Origin of the sequence: Collinsella sp. CLA-AA-H167 (assembly GCF_040095305.1) — a bacterium.
In the GTDB taxonomy this organism is placed as follows: Bacteria; Actinomycetota; Coriobacteriia; order Coriobacteriales; family Coriobacteriaceae; genus Collinsella.
This window is the reverse complement of sequence record NZ_JBBNGA010000001.1, coordinates 107,220-128,025: the sequence shown is the minus strand read 5'-3', so window position 1 is coordinate 128,025 and position 20,806 is coordinate 107,220. Positions and strand designations below refer to the sequence as shown.

General features: G+C 60.5%; 16 protein-coding genes. 5 read left to right on the top strand and 11 right to left on the bottom strand.

Features of this window, described 5'->3' with window-relative positions; all coding sequences use genetic code 11:
• Positions 1-111 precede the first annotated feature (111 nt).
• From AAAT03_RS00610 to arcA, 11 genes are all read right to left on the bottom strand, one after another.
• Entirely contained in the window at positions 112-1,812 is a 1,701-nt protein-coding gene (locus tag AAAT03_RS00610; protein ID WP_349102346.1) for a penicillin-binding protein 2, read from the bottom strand.
• Between the two features lie 182 nt (positions 1,813-1,994).
• Positions 1,995-2,465, bottom strand: coding sequence for a hypothetical protein (locus AAAT03_RS00605; protein ID WP_022094483.1), 471 nt, complete (start codon positions 2,463-2,465; stop codon positions 1,995-1,997).
• A gap of 90 nt (positions 2,466-2,555) precedes the next feature.
• Complete coding sequence (gene rsmH, locus AAAT03_RS00600) at positions 2,556-3,521, bottom strand: 16S rRNA (cytosine(1402)-N(4))-methyltransferase RsmH (protein ID WP_006234266.1); 966 nt, start codon at positions 3,519-3,521, stop codon at positions 2,556-2,558.
• A gap of 20 nt (positions 3,522-3,541) precedes the next feature.
• Complete coding sequence (locus AAAT03_RS00595; protein WP_035137949.1) at positions 3,542-3,976, bottom strand: division/cell wall cluster transcriptional repressor MraZ; 435 nt, start codon at positions 3,974-3,976, stop codon at positions 3,542-3,544.
• Between the two features lie 462 nt (positions 3,977-4,438).
• Positions 4,439-5,380, bottom strand: coding sequence for a site-specific tyrosine recombinase XerD (gene xerD / locus AAAT03_RS00590; RefSeq protein WP_199407928.1), 942 nt, complete (start codon positions 5,378-5,380; stop codon positions 4,439-4,441).
• A 2-nt stretch (positions 5,381-5,382) separates the two neighbouring features.
• Positions 5,383-7,044 (bottom strand): CTP synthase, encoded by a 1,662-nt coding sequence (locus tag AAAT03_RS00585; RefSeq protein WP_006234274.1) that lies wholly within the window; start codon positions 7,042-7,044, stop codon positions 5,383-5,385.
• A gap of 178 nt (positions 7,045-7,222) precedes the next feature.
• Positions 7,223-7,561, bottom strand: a complete 339-nt coding sequence (locus AAAT03_RS00580) for a hypothetical protein (RefSeq protein WP_040358312.1) — start codon at positions 7,559-7,561, stop codon at positions 7,223-7,225.
• 256 nt (positions 7,562-7,817) lie between these two features.
• Positions 7,818-9,299: a DUF1846 domain-containing protein gene (locus AAAT03_RS00575; RefSeq protein ID WP_117638233.1), complete on the bottom strand. Its 1,482-nt coding sequence runs from the start codon at positions 9,297-9,299 to the stop codon at positions 7,818-7,820.
• Between the two features lie 605 nt (positions 9,300-9,904).
• Complete coding sequence (locus AAAT03_RS00570) at positions 9,905-11,383, bottom strand: YfcC family protein (protein WP_349102345.1); 1,479 nt, start codon at positions 11,381-11,383, stop codon at positions 9,905-9,907.
• Between the two features lie 147 nt (positions 11,384-11,530).
• Positions 11,531-12,526, bottom strand: coding sequence for an ornithine carbamoyltransferase (gene argF / locus AAAT03_RS00565; RefSeq protein ID WP_117584234.1), 996 nt, complete (start codon positions 12,524-12,526; stop codon positions 11,531-11,533).
• Between the two features lie 105 nt (positions 12,527-12,631).
• Positions 12,632-13,873, bottom strand: a complete 1,242-nt coding sequence (arcA, locus tag AAAT03_RS00560) for an arginine deiminase (protein ID WP_117584235.1) — start codon at positions 13,871-13,873, stop codon at positions 12,632-12,634.
• Positions 13,874-14,431: 558 nt separating this feature from the next.
• Here arcA and ppk1 point away from each other — a divergent pair.
• The 5 genes from ppk1 (at position 14,432) to AAAT03_RS00535 (ending at position 20,635) form a co-directional block, all read left to right on the top strand.
• Entirely contained in the window at positions 14,432-16,879 is a 2,448-nt protein-coding gene (gene ppk1 / locus AAAT03_RS00555) for a polyphosphate kinase 1 (protein ID WP_349102344.1), read from the top strand.
• Between the two features lie 98 nt (positions 16,880-16,977).
• Complete coding sequence (gene rlmD, locus AAAT03_RS00550; RefSeq protein ID WP_349102343.1) at positions 16,978-18,306, top strand: 23S rRNA (uracil(1939)-C(5))-methyltransferase RlmD; 1,329 nt, start codon at positions 16,978-16,980, stop codon at positions 18,304-18,306.
• 106 nt (positions 18,307-18,412) lie between these two features.
• Complete coding sequence (locus AAAT03_RS00545; RefSeq protein WP_117735750.1) at positions 18,413-18,955, top strand: DJ-1 family glyoxalase III; 543 nt, start codon at positions 18,413-18,415, stop codon at positions 18,953-18,955.
• Positions 18,952-19,533 carry a Maf family protein gene (locus AAAT03_RS00540; protein WP_117564381.1) on the top strand — a complete coding sequence of 194 codons (582 nt, stop codon included), beginning with the start codon at positions 18,952-18,954 and terminating at the stop codon, positions 19,531-19,533. The genes AAAT03_RS00545 and AAAT03_RS00540 overlap by 4 nt, the downstream gene beginning before the upstream one ends.
• Positions 19,534-19,633: 100 nt before the next feature.
• Positions 19,634-20,635, top strand: a complete 1,002-nt coding sequence (locus tag AAAT03_RS00535; RefSeq protein ID WP_118270118.1) for a P1 family peptidase — start codon at positions 19,634-19,636, stop codon at positions 20,633-20,635.
• Positions 20,636-20,806: the final 171 nt, after the last annotated feature.

The following is a 20,806-nucleotide window of genomic DNA, read 5'->3' as shown; positions in this document are numbered from 1 at the left end:
CCTAAATAATGCTATCGGCGTATTGTATCCCAGCGCCGCGCATGCGTGGTGCAGGGCATGTGAACACCCCTCATATGGGACAACAAACCACGCCCCAAAGATTGTAACCCCCTACTTCGTGTGTGGGATACCCAGCACGTCGAGCGCGTTGGCCATAATGGACTGGAACGGCACCGCAGCGGCATCTGAGCCGCTCGGCGTTCCGTCGAGCGTGATATAGCACAGCACCTTGGGCGATTGTGCCGGTGCAAAGCCCATAAAGGACGACATGTAGTTCTCCTTGAGGTAGCCGCCGTTCTCGTCGGCACGTTCGGCCGTACCGGTCTTACCCGCCACGTCATAGCCGTCAACCGCGCCGCCAACGCCCGTTCCCTCCGACACGACCGTCTGCATGCACGATGTCACCTGGGATGCGGCGTCCTCCGAAATCGCGCGCTCGCCTTCGCCCCAGTCCTTCTCGTCGCCTTTGCTGGACTTATAGAAGTGCGGGGTCATCATCACGCCGCCGTTGGCGATGCCGCCCACGGCACGTGCGATCTCAATCGGTGAGACAGACAGCGCCTGTCCAAAGCTCATCGAACCCAGCGTGGCGCCGTCATACTGGTCACGCTCCTTGACGATGCCCAGGCTCTCGCCCGGAAAATCGACACCAGAGCTGTGACCGATGCCCCACTTGTCCACATAGGCAGCAAAGTCGTCGGCACCGATCTTGCGCCCCACCAGGACAAATCCCACGTTGGACGAACGGCGCATCATCTCGCGCACATCCATGGTCATGGCGTAGTCGCGCTTGTCGGCATCGGTGACGGTATCGTCGCCCACCTTGATGCTCGCCGGCACCTCAAACGACGTACTCGACCGCACGACACCCAAGTCGAAGCCGGCGCCCGCCACGAGCGTCTTAAAGACCGAGCCGGGCTCGTAGGCGTCGGTGACCAGGCGCAGGTTCATATCCTCGGTCTTGGCGTTTTCCAAATTGGTCTGGTCGTAGGTCGGATACGAGCAGGCTGCCAAGATCTCGCCTGTCGTAGGATCGGTGACCAGCGCCGAGCCGTTCTTGGCCTTTGTCTTCTCGACAGCCTCTGCCAGGGCATCCTCGGCCGCACGCTGGATATTGACGTCGAGCGTCGTCACGAGATCAACGCCGTCGACCGCAGCCACCTTTTTATAGGCACCGCCCGCGATATAGCTGCCGTCCCTCGCGCGCTCGCGTACGAGAGAACCGTTCGTGCCGGTCAGAAGCTTGTTGTATTGCTTTTCGAGACCCGTCAAGCCGTCGTTGTCTACATTCACTACACCCAGCACCTGCGATGCCAGATTGCCGTATGGATATACGCGCTTCATGGCCTGCTCAAAAAGCACGCCGGGCAGGTTCTTCTTCTCCAGCGCCGCAGCGTCGTCTTCGTCCACCTGGCGCTTGATATACACCCAGGTTCCATCGGACTCAACGAGCTTGCGGCAGGTCTTTTTATCGATTCCAGTTGCCTTGACCAGCGCCGACACCGTCTTGTCAACATCCTCGACAAGCTGGGGGTTCACGGCGATGTTGCGACTTTCGGCCGACGACGCCAGCACGTTACCGTTGCGGTCGTAGATGGTGCCACGTTTGGCATAGAGGGTCTGCGCAAGCAGGCGGCGCGCATCGGCACGCTCGCGCAGTTTATCGGCTTCGACAATTTGATAGTCGCCAAGGCGAAAGACGCCCAAGCCCAAGCCAAGCCCAATGAAGCCCATGACGGCTTTGCGGCGAGGCAGAGGCGTGCCCGTGAGCCATTCGGTCGACGAACTCTTGCGCGACCTGGTGTTATGCACTTGAGGGCCGCCCGAGCCGCGAAGTCGCGACGCCGGGTCGTTGCCACGGGACTGCCCGGCGTTGTAAGATTGCCGACCCGTTCCTTGATAACCAGAACGTCCCCGCGACGAGGGACGTCCAGAACCGCGGCCCCCATCGGAACCGCGGCGATAGTCATTTGTCATACTCAGCTACCGTCTTGCTACTGAGCGGTCGCGGTCGCGTTGGCGCCCGCGGCTGCATCCTGCGAAAAGTCAAGTGTAACGCTCTCGCTGGGCTCCACCATGCCATAAGCGCCCGCAAGGTCGCGAATGCGCGTGTCGGCGCCATAGACCGAATGCATGACCTCCAGGTCGGAGCTCTCATCGGTCGCCTTTTCGAGCGTATTGGTAAGCTCGGCGTTGCTGTTGAGCACCTGGGCCGTAACACCGGCGAGCGCCACGCGGGCGACGCCGATCGTCATGAAGATAGCCGCAATGATGCAAAACGTTTTAAGAACGCTCATGAAAACCGGGCTTACCGCCTGGTTTGCCTGACGGCCCGCGCCCGTGTAGACATCAAAGCGCGGCGTGCGCTGCTCACGGGGAGCAACGGGGGCCTGCGGCGTCTCACGATAGGCGGGCATGGCGTTCATATCATAGGCGAGTGCTGCGCTTGAAGTGTTGTAGCCCATGATATGCCGCCTCCCATCCCGAGTACGTTGGTAGTGTGTTTAAGCTTCGTTTATGGTGCGAGCGGGAGGTCCAATATCACGCGGTCGCGCCTACAGACGCTGCGCCACGCGGATTTTGGCTGATCTCGCCCGAGGGTTGCGCTCAACCTCATCAGGCTGTGCAACCAAGGGTTTGCGGGTGATGACCTTGAGTATCGGCACGTTGCCGCACACGCACACCGGAATCTCCGGCGGACACGTGCACCCCTGGCTCATCTCCTTAAAGTGGTTCTTTACGATACGGTCCTCGAGCGAGTGATATGAGATGACGCAGATACGTCCGCCCGGGTTGAGCCACCTGGTGGCGGCATCAAGCCCTCGTTCGAGCACATCGAGCTCGTGATTGACCTCGATGCGAATGGCCTGGAAACTTTTCTTGGCCGGGTGTCCGCCATGCCGACGAGCGGCAGCCGGGATACCCGCCTTGATGATCTCGACAAATTGGCCGGTGGTTTCGATCGGTTCTTGCTCGCGGCGGCGCACGATCTCGCGCGCGATCTGCGAGGCGAACTTCTCTTCGCCGTAGACGCGTAGAATCCGAGCGAGGTCGTGTTCGTTATAGGTGTTGATGACCTCAGCTGCGTTTAAGGTGTTATTACCCGGATCCATCCGCATGTCCAATGGGGCGTCCTCGTTATACGAAAAGCCCCTTCCAGGGATATCGAGTTGCGGTGACGAAACGCCCAAATCGAACAGGAAGCCATCGACCCCGGGCACCTCGGCCGAGCAAAGCAGCTCGTCCAAGTCGCCGAAGTTGCCCTTCAGCAGCTGGTGCGGAACGCCGGGAACCTCGCGGTCCAGACGGGCGCCAGCGGCCTCGAGGGCCATGTCGTCCTGATCGACGCCGAGCAAAAGACCCGTCTCCCCCACCTGCGCAGCCATCTTTACCGAATGGCCGGCACCGCCAAGGGTGCAATCGCAGACAACGGAGCCGCTCTTTAGCCGCAGCGACTCAAGCACTTCGCCGAGCATGACAGGTTCATGCCGATATTCTTGTGTCAAGATCCCACGCTCCATCCGTTACCCGTGCCTTGCCCTTACGAGAAGAAGAGGTCCAGCAGGGCCTCATCGTCATCGTCCTCATCGGCCGTAGCGCGGTCCCAAACCTCAAGGTGGTCGTAGTTGCCCACAACCGTGACCTCGCGGTCGAGGTTCGCCTGCTTGCGGAGAGACTCAGAAAGACCGATACGACCCGCGCTGTCCACATCCATCGACGTGGTGCGCTTGTTGATCGCCCTCATGAGCTTCTGGTCGTTGATGTCACGCGGGTTAAAACCCTCGTGGCCCTCACGACCCGCGAAGAGTCCTTCGACCCACTTATCGAAGGCCTCGGCAGAGAACACGTACAGAGCATCGACATCCAGGGCTTTGAACACGCGAACGTGCTCTCCAAGCTCCTCGCGAAGGGGTGCAGGCAGGGACAGACGACCTTTTGCATCGAGATTGCGCTCGTATGCACCAGTCATTCCCATGTGCGCCCTCCCCTCGGTTACTCAGATGGCACGTACGCGGGGAACCACCCCGCCTGTCGACGTCATTAATAATATGGGGAACCGCCCCATTTTTCAACACCTTTCCCCACCCCTTCCCCTACCCCGCCCCACCACTCCACCCACCATATATTGCAAAACACCCCCAATCATATGTTCGAAAACACAATATGTTGTGTTTACAGCAACGGCGGGATGCCACCTGTGGCACCCCGCCGTTCAACCTCAACCTTCAAGTTGACCTTGAGGCGATTTTTGCGTCCCTTTACATGCCGTTCACATCGCCCCCAAACTCCCCCACCCAAGGCACATGCGGCCCACCGCCGCGTCGGTGTCTAGCGAAAAATGGGACGAGCCCCAGATTGCCCATGCGCGCAAAAGTGCGTCTCGGCAATCTGGGGCCCGGCCCCTTTAGTATTTATAAATATGCAGGTCAGCGAGGTGCTAGCGATGTGCTAGCGGATGCGCCGCCAGATAGACCTCGGTCAGTTGCGTTCGGTCGACATGCGTGTAGACCTGCGTGGTCGAAATATCGGCATGGCCCAAAATCTCCTGCAGCACACGCAGGTCGGCACCGCCCGCGAGCATGTGGGTGGCAAAGGAGTGGCGCAAAGTATGGGGATGGAGCCCCACCAGCCCCACCTGACGCCCATACCGCTCGCATATCGCATGCACGGCCTGGCGCGACAGGCGACGTCCGTTCTTATTTAAAAAGACCGCCGAGGTCTCGGTTCCGCGGGCATGGGCCGCCAAGCGAGAACGTCCCTCAGTTACATAGAGCGTCAGAGCTCGCGCCGCGCTTCCCACCAGTGGGGACAGGCGTTCCTTTGAGCCCTTACCGCGAACGAGTACAAAGCCATCGTCAATATGGATATCGCCCACATCGAGCCCAACCAGCTCACTCACACGCAAACCGCATCCGTAGAGCACTTCCAAGATGGCATGGTCGCGCAGTCCCATCTCGCCCTCGGGAAAGTCTTGATCGAGCAGCGCCGAGACATCCTCCACCGATAGATACTCCGGCAAACGCTCAGCCTTTTTAGGCAGGCGCAACGCCGCCGTCGGGTTTTGGGCCACGGCCCCATCGCGCACCAAAAAGGCATGCAGGCCCTTCACGGCAGCAAGCGCGCGCTCCACCGAGGCGTCGGAATAGCCTCCGCCGCGGCGATCGGCGACAAAGCCCTCCACGACCTGACGGGTCACCTCTTCAAAAGACACAATACCCGCCCGCTCCAGATAGGCGCAGTACGTCGTCAGGTCACGACGATAGGCCACAATCGTGTTGCGCGCCAAGCCCCGCTCGACCGCGAGGTAATCGAGATACTCCCCCGCCGCCACGGCGAGCGACGAGGGAGTAGCTTCGGTATGTTCCTTATTCGCCGGCACCCTTAGTCCGTAGCGAGGTTCATGGGCGTCACCTGCAGACGGTCGACACCCTCGTGCTGGCCAATCGAAGCACGCACGAACTCGCGGAACAGCGGCTGCGGGTTGGTCGGGCGGCTCTTGAACTCGGGATGAGCCTGAGTTGCCACATACCACGGATGCACGTCGCGCGGCAGCTCGACCATCTCGACCAGGCGCTCGTCAGGCGACAGACCCGAGATAACCAAACCGGCGTCCTCGAGCTGGTCGCGGAAGGCGTTGTTGAACTCAAAGCGGTGACGGTGACGCTCGTAGACGAGTTCCTCGCCATATGCCTCGCGAGCAAGGGTATCGGCAGCAAGCTTGCACGGATAGGCACCCAGACGCATGGTGCCGCCCTTCTCAGTCACGTCCTCCTGCGAGCTCATCAGGTCGATGACGCTATACGGGCCATCCGGATCGAACTCAGAGGAGCTGGCGCCGGCAAGGCCGACGACATTGCGGGCGAACTCACACACGGCCACTTGCATACCCAGGCAAATGCCCAGATACGGAATCTTGTGCTCACGGGCAAACTCGGCCGCGAGGATCTTGCCCTCCAGGGCGCGCTTGCCAAAGCCGCCGGGGACCAGGATGCCCGAGGCGTCGCCTAGAACCTCGGAGACATTCTGCTCATCGAGGCTCTCGCCGTCGACTAGCTGGACGTCCACATGGCGATCGTAGAAGACGCCCGCATGGTGCAGGGCCTCGATAACCGACAGGTACGCATCGGGCAGCTGCGTGTACTTACCCACGACGGCGATCTTCACCTTGTCGGCGTGATGGTTGGCGTGATTCTGTTTGCGCAGGAACTCGTTCCACTCGCTCATGTCGCGCTCACGCGGATCCAGACCCAGGCGCTCGCAAATGCGCAGGTCAAAGTCCTGCTCGGCAAGCAGCTGCGGAACATCGTAAATGCTCGCGCAGTCCTCGTTGGTAAAGACGCAATCGGTGTCGACGTCGCAGAAGCTTGCGATCTTTCCGCGGATAGCGTCATCGATATGGTGGTCGGAGCGCAGCACGATAATATCGGGCTGGATGCCAAAGCTGCGGAGCTCCTTGACGGAATGCTGCGTGGGCTTGGTCTTGACCTCGTGGGCGGCGGCGATATAGGGAACGAGCGACACGTGGATGTAGCAGACGTTCTCGGGGCCGGCCTCCTTGCGGTACTGACGGATGGCCTCGACAAACGGTTGGGACTCGATGTCGCCGATCGTGCCGCCCAGCTCGGTGATGACTACATCGGAGCCGGTCTGCTCCTCGATGCGGCGAAACTTGTCCTTAATGGCATTGGTGACGTGGGGAATCACCTGCACGGTACCGCCCAAAAAGTCGCCGCGACGCTCACGGGCGATTAGGCTTTTGTAGATGGCACCGGTCGTAAAGTTGGAATCGCGGGTCAGGTTCTCATCAATAAAGCGCTCGTAATGACCCAAGTCCAGGTCGGACTCGTAGCCGTCCTCGGTCACAAAGACCTCACCATGCTGGAACGGGCTCATGGTACCGGGGTCGACGTTCAGATACGGGTCGGCCTTCTGCATCGTTACTTTGTAGCCACGCGACTTGAGCAGACGGCCCAGCGAGGCCGCGGTGATACCCTTGCCCAGGGACGAAACCACGCCACCGGTTACGAACACATGCTTGGTCATATTGAGTTACCTGCGCTTCCCGTAGAAGTTGTTTATCCACATCTTACGGGTCTTCATTGTAATACTCGCGCCGCGGACCGTCCGCAATTTTTCTCGCGTGCGATTGCATTTCTCAATCTTGAAACAAAATGCCGCCCGGTTTCCCAGGCGGCGTCGCTATGGCAAGGGTTACATGCTGCTATCGATCAGCAACCTCGTCCTCAAGCATTTCTTGAACGAGCATGCCGGTACGGACGCCCTCAAGATACCACTCACCACGTTCGGTGAGGCAAATGCCATTTGCAAGCTGACCGCCGTCGTCGCTATAACGCGAGACGACATCAATCATACCTTCGGAATCCAAGCGATCGATTGCGGCGCGGGCACGATACGGCGAAACCCCCACGCGCTCGGCAAGCGTTTTGCGCGAGAAACCATACGGCCCGCCATTGTCTTCGGTTTGCTGGTCGATCTCCATCAACACCAGCACCTCGACACGCTTCATATCGTTGACACTCGCACGACCCTTGCCCGCCATAGCAGCCTCCTCAAACCGAGCACGAGCATCTAACGCGCCGTGCGCGACCGACACACCTCACGATGGCAGGTAATATCCATCATGCGGCATCCCGCTAAGGATGAAACAGTTACGGTTATTGTATACCGCTCAAATTGTTTCTAGGCAGGTAAACAGCTATTTTTCGCCGAAATAGACGCTTTATTGATCAAAAAGCCGTACCGGGCGCTAACCCGATACGGCCAAAATGCAATGCAATTACCGCGGTGCTTCAAACTTAGCGATGGAAGAAACCGCGGCGCTCAAACTTGGGCTCGCAGCACACGTTGATGCCCAACTTGCGCAGTACCGTCTCGTCCGTCGGCGAGATGATCACGCTAAAGAAGGCATCGCAACCGCGCAACTGCTCCAGGCCCGAAAGGACGCGAGCGGCCGTCTCACTCGTGGCCGAGGTGATCGACAGCGCCATAAGCGTCTCGTCGGTGTGGAGGCGCGGGTTTTTACTTCCCAGGAAATGCGTCTTGAGCTTACTGATGGGCTCGATCGCCTCATCGCTAATGACCTCGAGCTCAAGGTCGACGCCCGAGACATGCTTGAGGGCGTTCATGATGAGCGAGCTCGCGGCGCCCAGGCGCGTGGAAGTCTTACCGGTCACCACGGAGCCGTCGGGCATGACCATGGCGCCTACGGGGCCACCCGTCAGCTGCTCCCTGGTAAGGGCGGCCGAGCGTGCTGGCGAGTAATTCTTGTCGATACCGGCCTTTTTCATAATGAGCTTGAGACGATCAACCTGCTCATCGCCCACGCCGGTGCGGCGCACGGCCTCGACCGCAGAAAAGTAGCGGCGGACGATCTCCATCTTGGAGGCATCGCGACAGGCATCGTCATCGGTGATGGCAAAGCCGACCATATTGACACCCATGTCGGTGGGGCTCTGGTAGGGGCTCTCCCCCAGAATCTTTTCCATCAGGGCACGGACCACCGGGAAAGCCTCGACGTCACGGTTGTAGTTGACCGTGGTCTTGTTGTAGGCTTCCAAGTGGAAGGAGTCGATGATATTGGCATCGTCGAGGTCGGCCGTGGCGGCCTCGTAGGCAATATTGACCGGATGCGTCAGAGGAAGATTCCAGACCGGGAAGGTCTCAAACTTGGCATAGCCGGCGGCGGTACCGTGCTTATGCTCGTGATACAGCTGCGAGAGGCAGGTGGCGAGCTTGCCCGAGCCGGGGCCGGGTGCCGTCACGACAACGAGCGGACGCGTGGTCTCGACAAACTCGTTCTTGCCGTAGCCATCGTCGGACACGATCAGATCGACATCGTGCGGATACCCCTCGATGGGATAGTGCAGCTTGGCGGGAATACCGAGCGCGTTCAAGCGGTTGCGGAACACATCGGCAGCAGGCTGGCCGGCGTACTGGGTGATAACCACAGCCGCGACGGCAAAGCCGTTGCCGCGGAACAGGTCAACCAGGCGCAGCACATCCTCGTCATAGGTAATGCCAAGGTCACCACGAGCCTTGTTTTTCTCGATGTGGTTCGCGTTGATCGCGATGATAACCTCGACATCGTCGGCGATGCTCTTGAGCATGCGGAACTTGCTGTCCGGCTCAAAACCCGGCAGTACACGACTCGCATGATAGTCATCGAACAGCTTGCCGCCAAACTCCAAATAGAGCTTGCCGCCAAACTGCGAGATGCGCTCTTTAATATGAGCGGCCTGCAGCTCGATATATTTCGCGTTGTCGAAACCCTGGCGCATGTATGGCTCCCGTCCCGTTTCGTAAATTAAGTTCCTACGCGATTATAACGGAGCCTGCCCTCCCCGACGCCCAGGCCATCAACAGGCACCAACCAAACACGCCATCGATAAGTTGCGGTGAAATAGCTCCTGTTTAACCCCTCAAGACGGCCAAACGGGAACTATTCCACCGCAACTTCCCCTTTTGGCGCAAAGTAACCTGACCCCTTTGCACCAACAGCAGAAACGTCGCGGGCAGAGAACGGACAGCGAACAGACACCAGAGCGAGCAAGCCGCCCCCTGCGCCAACAATGGCAGCGCCGCAGGTTGAGCATAAGTCAGCGAAAGCCCACCAGAGCGAGCAAGGTGACGTGAAAGAGGAGGGCATAGGCCTTTTGGCCATGCCCGACGATTGAACGTCAGATTGCCGCTCTGGCGGGCTTGCAGCGTCGAGTGGTTCCGGCGTTTGGTAAAACGCCGGAACACAAGAGCGCCCCCTCCCGCGCACGGAACGGGAGGGGGCTAAAGGTAGGAGTCTACCGGTGGGTTGACCCCACCGGACAGACGATGACCAGATGATCCTTTACAGGATCGTCAAGGTTTCCGTGGGGTACCCGTTGGGTACTTAGATCATCACGCAAGCGATGGTCAGGATGATGGCGCAGACGACGGAGAGAGCGACGATGAGCTTAAGAGCAAACTTGAGCCAGGTCGTCCACTCGATCTTGGCCAGGGCAAGACCGCCCATGATGGCGCCGGAGGTCGGGGTGAACAGGTTCACGACACCGATGGCGGCGGAGAAGATCATGACCATGACCTCGGGCGAGAAGCCGAGCTTAACAGCCAGCGGTCCCATGATGGGCATGGACACGGTAGCCATACCGGAGGTCGAGGGGATCAGGAAGGACAGGCCGAAGTAGACCAGGAAGCTCATGGGAGCGAAGATCACGCCGGACAGGCCAGCCAGAGCATTGGCGGCAGCGTCGAGGACGTAGACGTCGAGGCCGGTGCTAGCCATGAGGACGGAGATACCACGGGCGAGAGCGATGACGAGGACAACGGACATCATGTCGGCAGCGCCGGTGATGAAGGTGTTGACGATCTGCTTCTCGGACAGGCCACCGATGATACCGATCAGGACAGCCATGAGGAAGAACCAGGTGGAAGCCTCGTCGAAGTACCACTGGCCAATGGGCAGGCCGGTGATCAGGGCAGACCAGCCCTGAACGATGGCGTTACCGTCGGCGTCATAGACAGCGCCAGCATCGAAGAAGTTGGCGACGCCCTCGTTGAGATCGGCCAGCGGGATGAAGCCGACGATCATGACGACGAAGGTGAAGGCAAAGGCGATCAGAACACCCTTCTGACGACCGGTGAGCTTGACCTCCTTGTGAACCTCGGAAGCAGCCTTGCCGTGAGCCTCTTCGGCGTCCTTGAGCTCCTGCATCGAAAGGATGGTGGAACCCTTGTCAGCCTTGACCTTCTTGGCATAGCTCATAACGAAGAGGATGGACATAACAGTGGTAACAATCCACAGGACGGCACCGAGGCCGATGATGATGGACTGGTTGACCTCGATGCCAACGCCGGTCAGAGCGTCAACGGCAGCACCGACGGCAAACGGGTTAACCGTGGAGCCCAGGCAGCCGCAGCCAGCGCCGAGCAGGACGGTAGCAGCGCCGACCATGGGGTCGAAGCCAGCAGCCATCATGGTGGCGGCGAGCAGGGCGTAGAAGGGAACGGTCTCCTCGCACATACCATAGGTGGTACCACCGAGGGAGAAGATGAGCATCAGCACGGGAATGAGCATGATCTCATTGCCCTTAAGCTTCTGCACCAGAACGGCAATGCCGTTGTCCAGGGCGCCGGTCTCGGTCATCATGCCGAGGAAGCCGCCGAGGATCATAACGAAGAGGCAGACGGGCAGAGCGTCAGCGAAGCCCTTGACCGGGGCGGTGCAGAAATCGCTCAAGCGGGCAGCGGTAACCGCGCCACCGGACGTACCGGAGACGATAACGGTAACAACCGCGACGATTGCCAGCAGAGCAAGAAGAATGGTGAACGATGAAGGCATACCGCGCTTTTTCTTAGCGGTCTCAGTCATAGTTCTCATCCCCCCTTCATAAATCAATTACTGATCTCGCCCGAAGCGGCTCTTCCGTGCCGTGCATGTCGCTCTGTGCGAGATTTTTACCAGACAAAAGCGCTCGGGGTGCGCAGCAATGCACCCCGAGCGAGATGCTAGATGCTCTTACTTGAGCGTAGCGTACATGACAGCCTTGATGGTGTGCATGCGGTTCTCGGCCTCGTCGAAGACCTTGGAAGCGGGGCTCTCGAAGACCTCGTCGGTGACCTCCTGCTCGGTGATGCCGAACTGCTCGCACTTCTCGGCGCCAATCGTGGTGTTGGTGTCGTGGAAGCTGGGCAGGCAGTGCAGGAAGATGGCACCCGGGTTGGCCATAGCCATGACCTCGGAGGTAACGCGATACGGGGTGAGCTGAGCGATGCGCTCGGCCCAGACCTCGTCGGGCTCGCCCATGGAGACCCACACGTCGGTGTAGAGAACGTCAGCACCGGTGACGCCGTCCTTGACGTCGGTGGTCAGCTTGATGGTGCAGCCGTTGGCCTCAGCGATGGGCTTGCAGGCCTCGATGACGTCGTCAGCGGGCATGCACTCCTCGGGGCCGCAGGCCACGAAGTTCATGCCGAGCTTGGAGCAGACGACCATGAGGGAGCGAGCGACGTTGTTCTTGCAGTCGCCCATGAAGACGAGGGTCTTGCCCTTGATGTCGTAGTTGAAGTTCTCCTGGACGGTCAGGATGTCGGCGAGCATCTGGGTGGGGTGCCACTCGGTGGTCAGGCCATTCCATACGGGCACGCCAGACTTAGCAGCGAGCTCCTCGACGTCGTCCTGGGCAAAGCCACGGAACTCGATGCCGTCATACATGCGGCCGAGAACGCGGGCGGTGTCCTCGATGGACTCCTTCTTGCCCATCTGGGACGAACCGGGATCGAGGTAGGTGACGCCCATGCCAAGATCCATGCCGCCGACCTCGAAGGCGCAGCGGGTACGAGTGGAGGTCTTCTGGAAGAGCAGAACGATGTTCTTGCCCTCGAGATAACGGTGCGGAACGCCAGCGCGCTTCATGTCCTTGAAGTTCTTGGAGAGCTTGAGCAGGTACTCGATCTCCTCGGTGGTGAGGTCGAGGAGCTTGAGGAAGCTACGGCCGGAGAGGTTAACACCCATGGTTCAAATCCTTTCGAAAAAATGAATTACGTAAATAGTAGCGGTGCCCGTTTGACGGGCGAAACCGGTGCGGTTGTAGGGGGACCGCACCGGAAACGGAAAGACTTAGAGGTCCTCGCGCCAGAAGGGCATGCTCATGCAGCGCGGGCCGCCGCGGCCGCGGGAGAGCTCGGCGGAGGGCACGACGAGAAGGTCCAGGCCCTCCTTGTACAGCACGTCGTTGGTGACGGTGTTGCGCGCGTAGACGCAGATCTTGCCGGGCTCGACGCACAGGGTGTTGGAGCCGTCGTTCCACTGCTCGCGGGAGGCCGCGATCGGGTCGCCGCCGCCGCAGGGGATCAGCTTGACCTGGTCGACGCCGGTGGCGTCCTCCAGGACGTGCTCGAGGGTGTCCTCGATCAGGCGGATGTTCACGTCGCCCGGGTTCTTGCCGGCGGTCAGCTCGTAGACGCGCAGGGTGCCCATGATGGCGGGGTGGATCGTGAACTTATCGACGTCGATCTGGGTGAAGACCGTGTCGAGGTGCATGAAGGCGCGCGAGACCGGGATGTCGAAGGCCAGGATGCGCTCGACCTTGGAGTCGGAGTTCCAGAAGATGTTCTGGGCCATGACGTCGATAGCGGCGGCCTGGGTGCGCTGGGAGATGCCGACGGCGAGGGTCTTCTCGTTGATGTTCAGCACGTCGCCGCCCTCGGTGTGGAACTGGCAGTCGCGGCGGAAGTACAGGGAGACGTCCTTGTAGTCGGGGTGGTACTTGAAGACGTACTTGCCGTACAGGGTCTCGCGGTTGCGGGTGACCGAGTACATGCGGTTGAGGTTGACGCCCTCGCCGACGACCGCGAACGGGTCGCGGGTGAAGTAGAGGTTGGGCATCGGGTCGATGATCAGGTCGGACTCGGACTCGGAGTTGACCAGGGAGTCGAGGGTCGTGGACGCCGTGAGGGGCATGTCGATCTCGGCCTTGGTCATGCCGGCCATGGTCTTCTTGACGAACTCGAGGTTGTCCTCGATGGAGTCCAGCTTCTCGCGGACGATCTGCGGCATCTGCTGGCCGCGGATGCCTGCCTCGGCGATGTACTGGTCGGTGAACTCGGCGCGGGCGCCGGGGACCTGGTCGAACACCTCTGCGACGAGGTTCTCGAGGTAGAGGACCTCCACGCCCTGGTCCTTAAGGATCTGGGCGAAGGTGTCGTGCTCCTGCTGCGCGACCTCCAGGAACGGGACGTCGTCGAACAGGAGTCGCTCGAGCTCGTCGGGCGGCAGGTTGAGGAGCTCGTCGCCGGGACGGTGCAGGCAGACCTTCCTGAGCTTGCCGATCTCGGAAGGCACGTGCAGACCTTTCGTCATGGCCTCCTACCTTTCTTTCGGGCCTTTCGGCCGAATCTCTCAGCACCCTTCCGTAACGGGTGCTGCTTGCTGACAGCTCTAGTTATATCCAAAAATCAGCCGCAATTCCACCTCGCCCCCGAACGGTCAACAAAGTGCGATGAACGGTATATCGCATGTGATTCCCCCATGATGTACTTCGGCGTTCTAAAGTAACTTTTCTAAGGTAAACGCTCTTTTTTCTCAAAAATCATTCGCAATTACAACTCCAATCTTTCGATTAGGAATTGCATATCTAAAACGGTTTTATGTATATAAATGACGCTTGTTCGTGTTTCTGTCTGTATTCGATGATATTCAGCTACCTATCATTCTTATTCACATATACTCACCAGTTGAGTGAGGATATAGACCGTTTTTTCACAACGTGACGGGCGTCAGCTCTATGGCTTGTCAGCGTAAGAAGTAGGTAAAGATACCGTTCACGCGATACGTCCGTGCCATAGGTCGACTAAATTGAGACAATAGTGAATAGTGTTAGGCAACCGTCCCCTGCGGGGACTGAACGGACAGATGCATATGCCGAGCAAAATCGAAAAAAAGCAAGCCGCCGCAAAGCTGCGCAAACCGCCGCGCGACTTCTCGTACACGCAGAACCGAGAGCTCAGCTGGCTGCGCTTTGACAACCGTGTGCTTGACGAAGCCTTCGACGAGACCGTTCCGCTGTTCGAGCGTCTAAAGTTCGTGTCGATTTTCGAGTCCAACCTCGACGAGTTTCTCATGGTGCGCGTGGGCGGCCTGTCCGATCTGGCAGAGCTCAAAAAACAGCCTGTCGACAACAAGAGCAATATGACCGCCTCCGAACAGGTCGATGCCGTCATGGCCGAAATGCCCGGGCTCCTTACCCGATGGGAGTCCATCTTTAAGAGCATCGAGGGCAAGCTCGACGCCCTGGGCGTTCACCGCGCGCGTGCCGATTCGCTTACGCCCGAGGAGCGCACCTTTGTAACCCGCTACTTCCAGGCCTACGTGTCGCCGGTCATCTCACCGCTGGTGATTGACCCGCGCCACCCCTTCCCCAACCTGCGCAACGGCGCACTCTACCTGGCCTGCGGCCTGGACGGCGTCACCGACGAGGAAAGTCTGCTGGGCCTAATCGAGATTCCCGCCTCGATGAACCGCGTGGTCGAGATCCCCTCGCCCGCCGGCACCTACTCCTACATTCTGCTCGAGGACGTCATCCTCGCCTGCCTGGACAGCTGCTTTGGCTCCTATAAGCCGCTCGACCGCGCGCTCATCCGCGTCACCCGCAACGCCGACATCGATCCGGACGGCGAGGGCGTCGAGGAGGAAGAGGACTACCGCCAGCACATGAAGCGCATCCTCAAGAAGCGCCTGCGTCTGCAGCCGGTAGTGCTCGCGGTCTCGGGGTCGCTCGAGAAGGCGACGCTCAAGACCATCCGCAAGGCGCTCGAGCTTTCTCGCCGCTCGGTCTTTACCTGCGATATCCCGCTCGACCTGGGCTACGTCTTCGGCATTGAGGGCAAGATTCCCGAGCATCTACGCAACGAGCTCCTCTTTACGCCGTTTAAGCCTCAGCCCAACCCCACCATCGACATGTCCCGCTCCATTCGCGAGCAGGTGCTGCAGGGCGACAAGTTGCTCTTTTACCCCTACGAGGCCATGAATCCGTTCCTGGACCTGGTACACGAGGCCGCATACGACCCCGAGTGCATCTCGCTGCGTATCACGCTCTACCGCGTGGCCAAGCAGAGTCGTCTGTGCGAGTCGTTGATTGACGCCGCCGAGAACGGCAAAGAGGTCACGGTGCTCATGGAGCTCCGCGCGCGCTTTGACGAGCAAAATAACATCGAGTGGGCAGAGCGTCTGGAAGAAGCGGGCTGCACCGTCATCTATGGCTCCGAGGGCTTTAAATGCCACTCAAAGATCTGCCAGCTCACCTATCGCGAGGGCATGGCGCTCACTCGACTCACGCTTTTGGGCACCGGTAACTTTAACGAGAAGACGGCCAAGCTCTACAGCGACTTTATGCTCATGACCGCCCATCCCGGCATCGGCGAAGACGCCAACCTGTTCTTCCGCAACCTGTCGCTGGGCAACCTGCGCGGCGACTACCGCTTTTTGGGCGTGGCGCCCGTCGGTCTCAAGCCGCTCATCATGCGCGGTCTGGACCGCGAGATCCAACGTGCGCTCGCCGGCGAGCCCGCCCGCGTGTTCTTTAAGCTCAACTCGCTGACCGACCGCGAGGTCATCGACAAGATCGCCGAGGCATCGTGTGCCGGCGTGCGCGTGGACATGATCATCCGCGGCATCTCGTGCCTGAAGCCCAACATTGCGGGCAAGACCGAAAACGTGCACGTACGTTCTATCGTCGGACGTTTCTTGGAGCACGCGCGTGTCTATGCCTTCGGCGTGGACTCGGACATGATCTACCTGAGTTCTGCCGACATGATGACGCGCAACACCGAGCATCGCGTAGAGATCGCCTTCCCCGTGCTCGACCCCACCTGCCGCGCGCTGGTGCACGAGTACATGGGCGTGCAGCTGCGCGACAACGTGAAGGCACGTAGCCTGACGAGCGACGGCACCTGGGTTCCCGTAGAGCGAAAAGAGGGCGAGAAGCCCTTTAACTCGCAGGAGTTCCTGTTGGAGCGCGCTTATCGCAACGCCGAGTCCGCAGCCGTGGCTTCGGAGCCCGTCGCCAAAGCAAAACCGGAATCCGCACCTGTTCTGGGCCCCAAGCCCAAGCCCCAGGCGGACGTTCCCAAGGTCCAGGCGGTCCAGGCAACCGTCATTGAACCCGACCTGGAATCCGAACCCGAGCCTGCGCCCCAGCCCCAGCCTCAGCCGCAGACCGTCAAGTCCGCGCCCCATGCAAGCGCCCGCCGCGAGAAACCCGCCGGCAAGACCAAGGCCATCGAGCGCCATCGCCCCGGCCGCGTGCGCATGGGCTTGGGCCTGATCGGCCTGGGTCTTAAGACGCTCATTACCGGTAAGACGAAATAGTCGTTTGTAGAAGCAGTTTGTAGAAGCGCCCCGCATTTGAGGAAAGCCTCGGATGCGGGGCGCTTTTCCCTGCTACCATGGTGCGAATAACAACGCGAATGACAGGCAGGGATATGAAGCTCAATATAGAATCGATGACCTACGGCGCCGACGGGCTGGCGCACGCCGACAACGGCAAGGCCGTCTTTGTGCAGGGCGCCGTGGCAGGCGACACCGTCGAGGCCGAGATCGTGCAGGACGGCAAATCGTTTATGCGCGCCCGCGCCACCGAGATTCTGGAGCCGAGCCCCGATCGAATTCAGCCTCCCTGCCCCTTCGTGGGCATCTGCGGTGGCTGCTCGTGGGGCAACCTCTCACGCACCGCTCAGCTTGCCGCCAAGGAGCAAAACCTGCGCTCCACGCTCGAGCGCATCGGCAAGTTCACCCCTGAGCAAGTCGACGAGCTGGTGCAGCCCATCCGCCACACCAAGGACGATTGGGGCTACCGCAATAAAATTGAGCTCGAACCGACCGTCGTCAACGGTCGTGTGCGCCTGGGCATGCACGGTGTCGACCCCAGCAAAATCGTGACTGTTGATACGTGTCCTCTGTTCGATAAGCGCTTCCCGAAGGCGCTCAAATCAGTCGTCGGCGCACTCAACTATCTAAGCGGCAGCCATGACTTGGGGCTCGAACGCGTGGGCATTCGCGCATCGCGCCGCACCAAGGCACACGAGGTCGCACTCTGGACGCCCACGGGGTCGTTTCCGCGCTCGCAAGTCTCGCGCGTGCTGGCAGACGCCGCACACCCCACGAGCATAGTGCGCGTTATGAGCAAGGGTGAAAAGAAGGCCCGCCGCGTCTCCAAGGTTGAGATGCTCGCCGGCGAGGGCTCCTGGACCGAGAACATCGCCGACGGCCAGATGCGCCTTTCGGCCCCGTCGTTTTTCCAGGTCAACACAAAGGGTGCCGAGATTTTGATCGAGCTTGTCATGGAGGCGCTCGACCCGCAGGAAGACGAACTTGCCGTGGACCTGTATTGCGGAGCTGGAACCTTCACCCTGCCGCTCGCCCGCCGCTGCGACTTTGTTGCCGCCGTCGAGGCCTACGGCCCGGCCGTGCGCGACCTGCGCCGTAACCTAGAGATCAACAAACTCGATAACGTCGACGTCATCGGCGGCGACGCGGTGCGCGAGTTCCCCGATCAGGACGCCGATGTCCTGGTGGTCGACCCGCCGCGTGCAGGCCTCGCCCCCGAGGCGATCGACCTTATCGCCAGCACGAGTGCCCGCGATATCGCCTACGTGAGCTGCGACCCGGCCACCCTGGCGCGCGATCTCAAACGCTTTGTCGAAGAAGGCACCTTCTCCCCCGTAAAGATCACGCCAGTTGACCTGTTCCCGCAAACCTTCCACTGCGAAACCGTCGTCCACCTCAAGCGCAACTAGCCACTTAATCATTGCTCAGAAAAATCATTGGGAAATCGAGCGTGGCAAGCGGAGGTCTTCGGGGTATAAGACGGCTAATTGTATGCCGTCTATGAAAGGAACCCTCATGCCCAGCGTTGCCGTTCTCGCCGCCGATGGCTTTGAAACTATTGAATGCCTGACCATGGTCGATGTCATGCGTCGCGGCGGCGTGCGCGCCACGCTTGTCTCGATCATGCCCACGCGCGAGGTCGTAAGCTCGCTGCAGATTCCCGTGACCTGCGATGCGCTCTTTGACGAGATCAACTTTGACGAGTACGACTGCGTCGTGCTACCTGGCGGCCTGCCCGGCGCCACCAACCTGCGTGCCGACCAGCGCGTCTGCGACGTGGTCTGCGAGTTCGCCGCCGCCAAACACGTCGCCGCCATCTGCGCCGCCCCGTTTATCCTGGGTGAGCTCGACCTGCTCGAGGGGCGCCACGCCACGTGCTTCCCTGGCTTTGAGAAAAGCTTCCCCGAAGGCGCCTATACCGGCGAGAAGGTTACGCAAGACGGCAACATCATCACCGCCAGCGGCATGGCCCAGTCGCTCCCCTTTGCGCTTGAGCTGCTGCGCACGCTCGCCGGCGACAAGGCCGTCGAGAAGGTCGCCGAGGGCATTCAGCTATGATTTTGGCTTCGCAATCACCGCGCCGCATCGAGTTGATGCGCGAGGCGGGCTATGACATTCGCGTGATTCCCGCAGATATCGACGAAACGCCTTTTGATGGCGAAGCTCCGCTTACACTCGTCGAGCGCTTGGCGCGTGCCAAAGCCGCCGCCGTTGCCGCCGAGCATGCCGAGCCCAACGAACTGACCGTCGCGGCCGATACTATTGTCACCTTTGACGGCCAAATTTTGGGCAAGCCGGCAGACGGGGACGAGGCGCGCACCATGCTCCGCGAGCTTTCGGGCCGCACGCACCAGGTCGCAACCGGCGTCTGCATCGTTAAAGCCGGCGACGCTACAGCTCCGCATGCCGCCGAGAGCCTGTCGTTTGTCGATGTGACCGACGTGACGTTCTATGAGCTTACCGAAGAGCAGATCGAGCGCTATGTTGCCTCCGGCGAACCCATGGACAAGGCCGGGGCCTACGGCATCCAAGGCACAGGCGGCCGCATGCTTGTGCACGATATTTCGGGTGACTTCTACAACGTGGTGGGCTTGCCCATCGCTCGCGTCGCACGCGCGATTCAAAAACTCTCGTAATTGCATCTGGCGCTGGGTATCCCCCAGCGCCTACAATTTTGCCGTACCGTACGGATCCCGACTGGGCATAAGGCCCGGCGGAAAACCGATAGGAGAACACATGGACACACTGCTCGAAGCCATCGATGTTTGCAATGTCGATGGCTTTTGCTTTGGCAACTATACGGACGAGGAGGCTGGCACCGGCTGCACCGTAATCGTGGCGCCCGAGGGTGCCACCGGTGGCGTTGACGTACGTGGTGGCGCCCCCGCTTCGCGTGAGACCGACCTGTTGCGTCCCGAAAACACCGTCGATAAGGTCCACGCCGTCTGCCTTTCGGGCGGATCGGCCTTTGGCCTCGAGGCTGCAAGCGGCGTGGCCCGCGAACTCGAGAGCCGCGGCATCGGCCTTCCCGTCGGCCCCACGCAGGTGCCTATCGTGTGCTCCAGCTGTATCTTCGACCTCGCCTTTGGTAACCCCACCGTTCGCCCCGACATAGAGGCCGGCATCGCCGCCGTGCGCGAGGCACTCGACAACACCCCCACCACGCTCGAGCAGGGCAATGTAGGTGCCGGCACCGGTGCCACCGTGGGCAAGCTCATGGGCCCCGCCACCTGCATGAAGGCCGGCCTTGGCGCCGCCGCCGTGGCACTCGGCCCCGTCAAGGTGGGCGCCGTGGTCTCGGTCAACGCCTGCGGCAACGTTGTCGACCCCTTCACCGGCGAGTGGGTCGCCGGCATGCGCGCCGCAGCCGATAGCGACCAGATCGTCGACATGGAACTCGCAGCCTTTGCTGCCGCCGGATCCATGCAGATGCCGCTCGACCGCACCAACACCACCATCAGCTGCATCGTCACCAACGTGGAACTCACTAAGGCACAAGCCACCAAGGTCTCCCAGATGGCCGCAGACGCCTACGCACACGCCATCCGTCCCACGCACACCACCAACGACGGCGACACCATCTACACCCTCGCCAGCGGCAAACTGGGCGCCCAGGCAAGCGCCGCCGTTCCCCTAGACCTGCTGGGCATGCTCGCCGTAAGGGCTTTGCAAACCGCCATCGTAAACGGAGCCAAAACCGCCAAAACCTCCCACGGCATCCCCGGCGCCGCGAAGTAATCTCACTCGTCCGTCGGTCGGAGGCGGGCGGGCATTACGTTTGCTGCTCTACAGTCCTATGCAAAACGAAGGCCACATTAAGTGGCCTTCTTTGCATGCGGAACTCGCGACAAACACAACCAAGCCCCACCGGGCAACCTGCTCAACCAGATCTTTTTCAGCCCAGGCCCC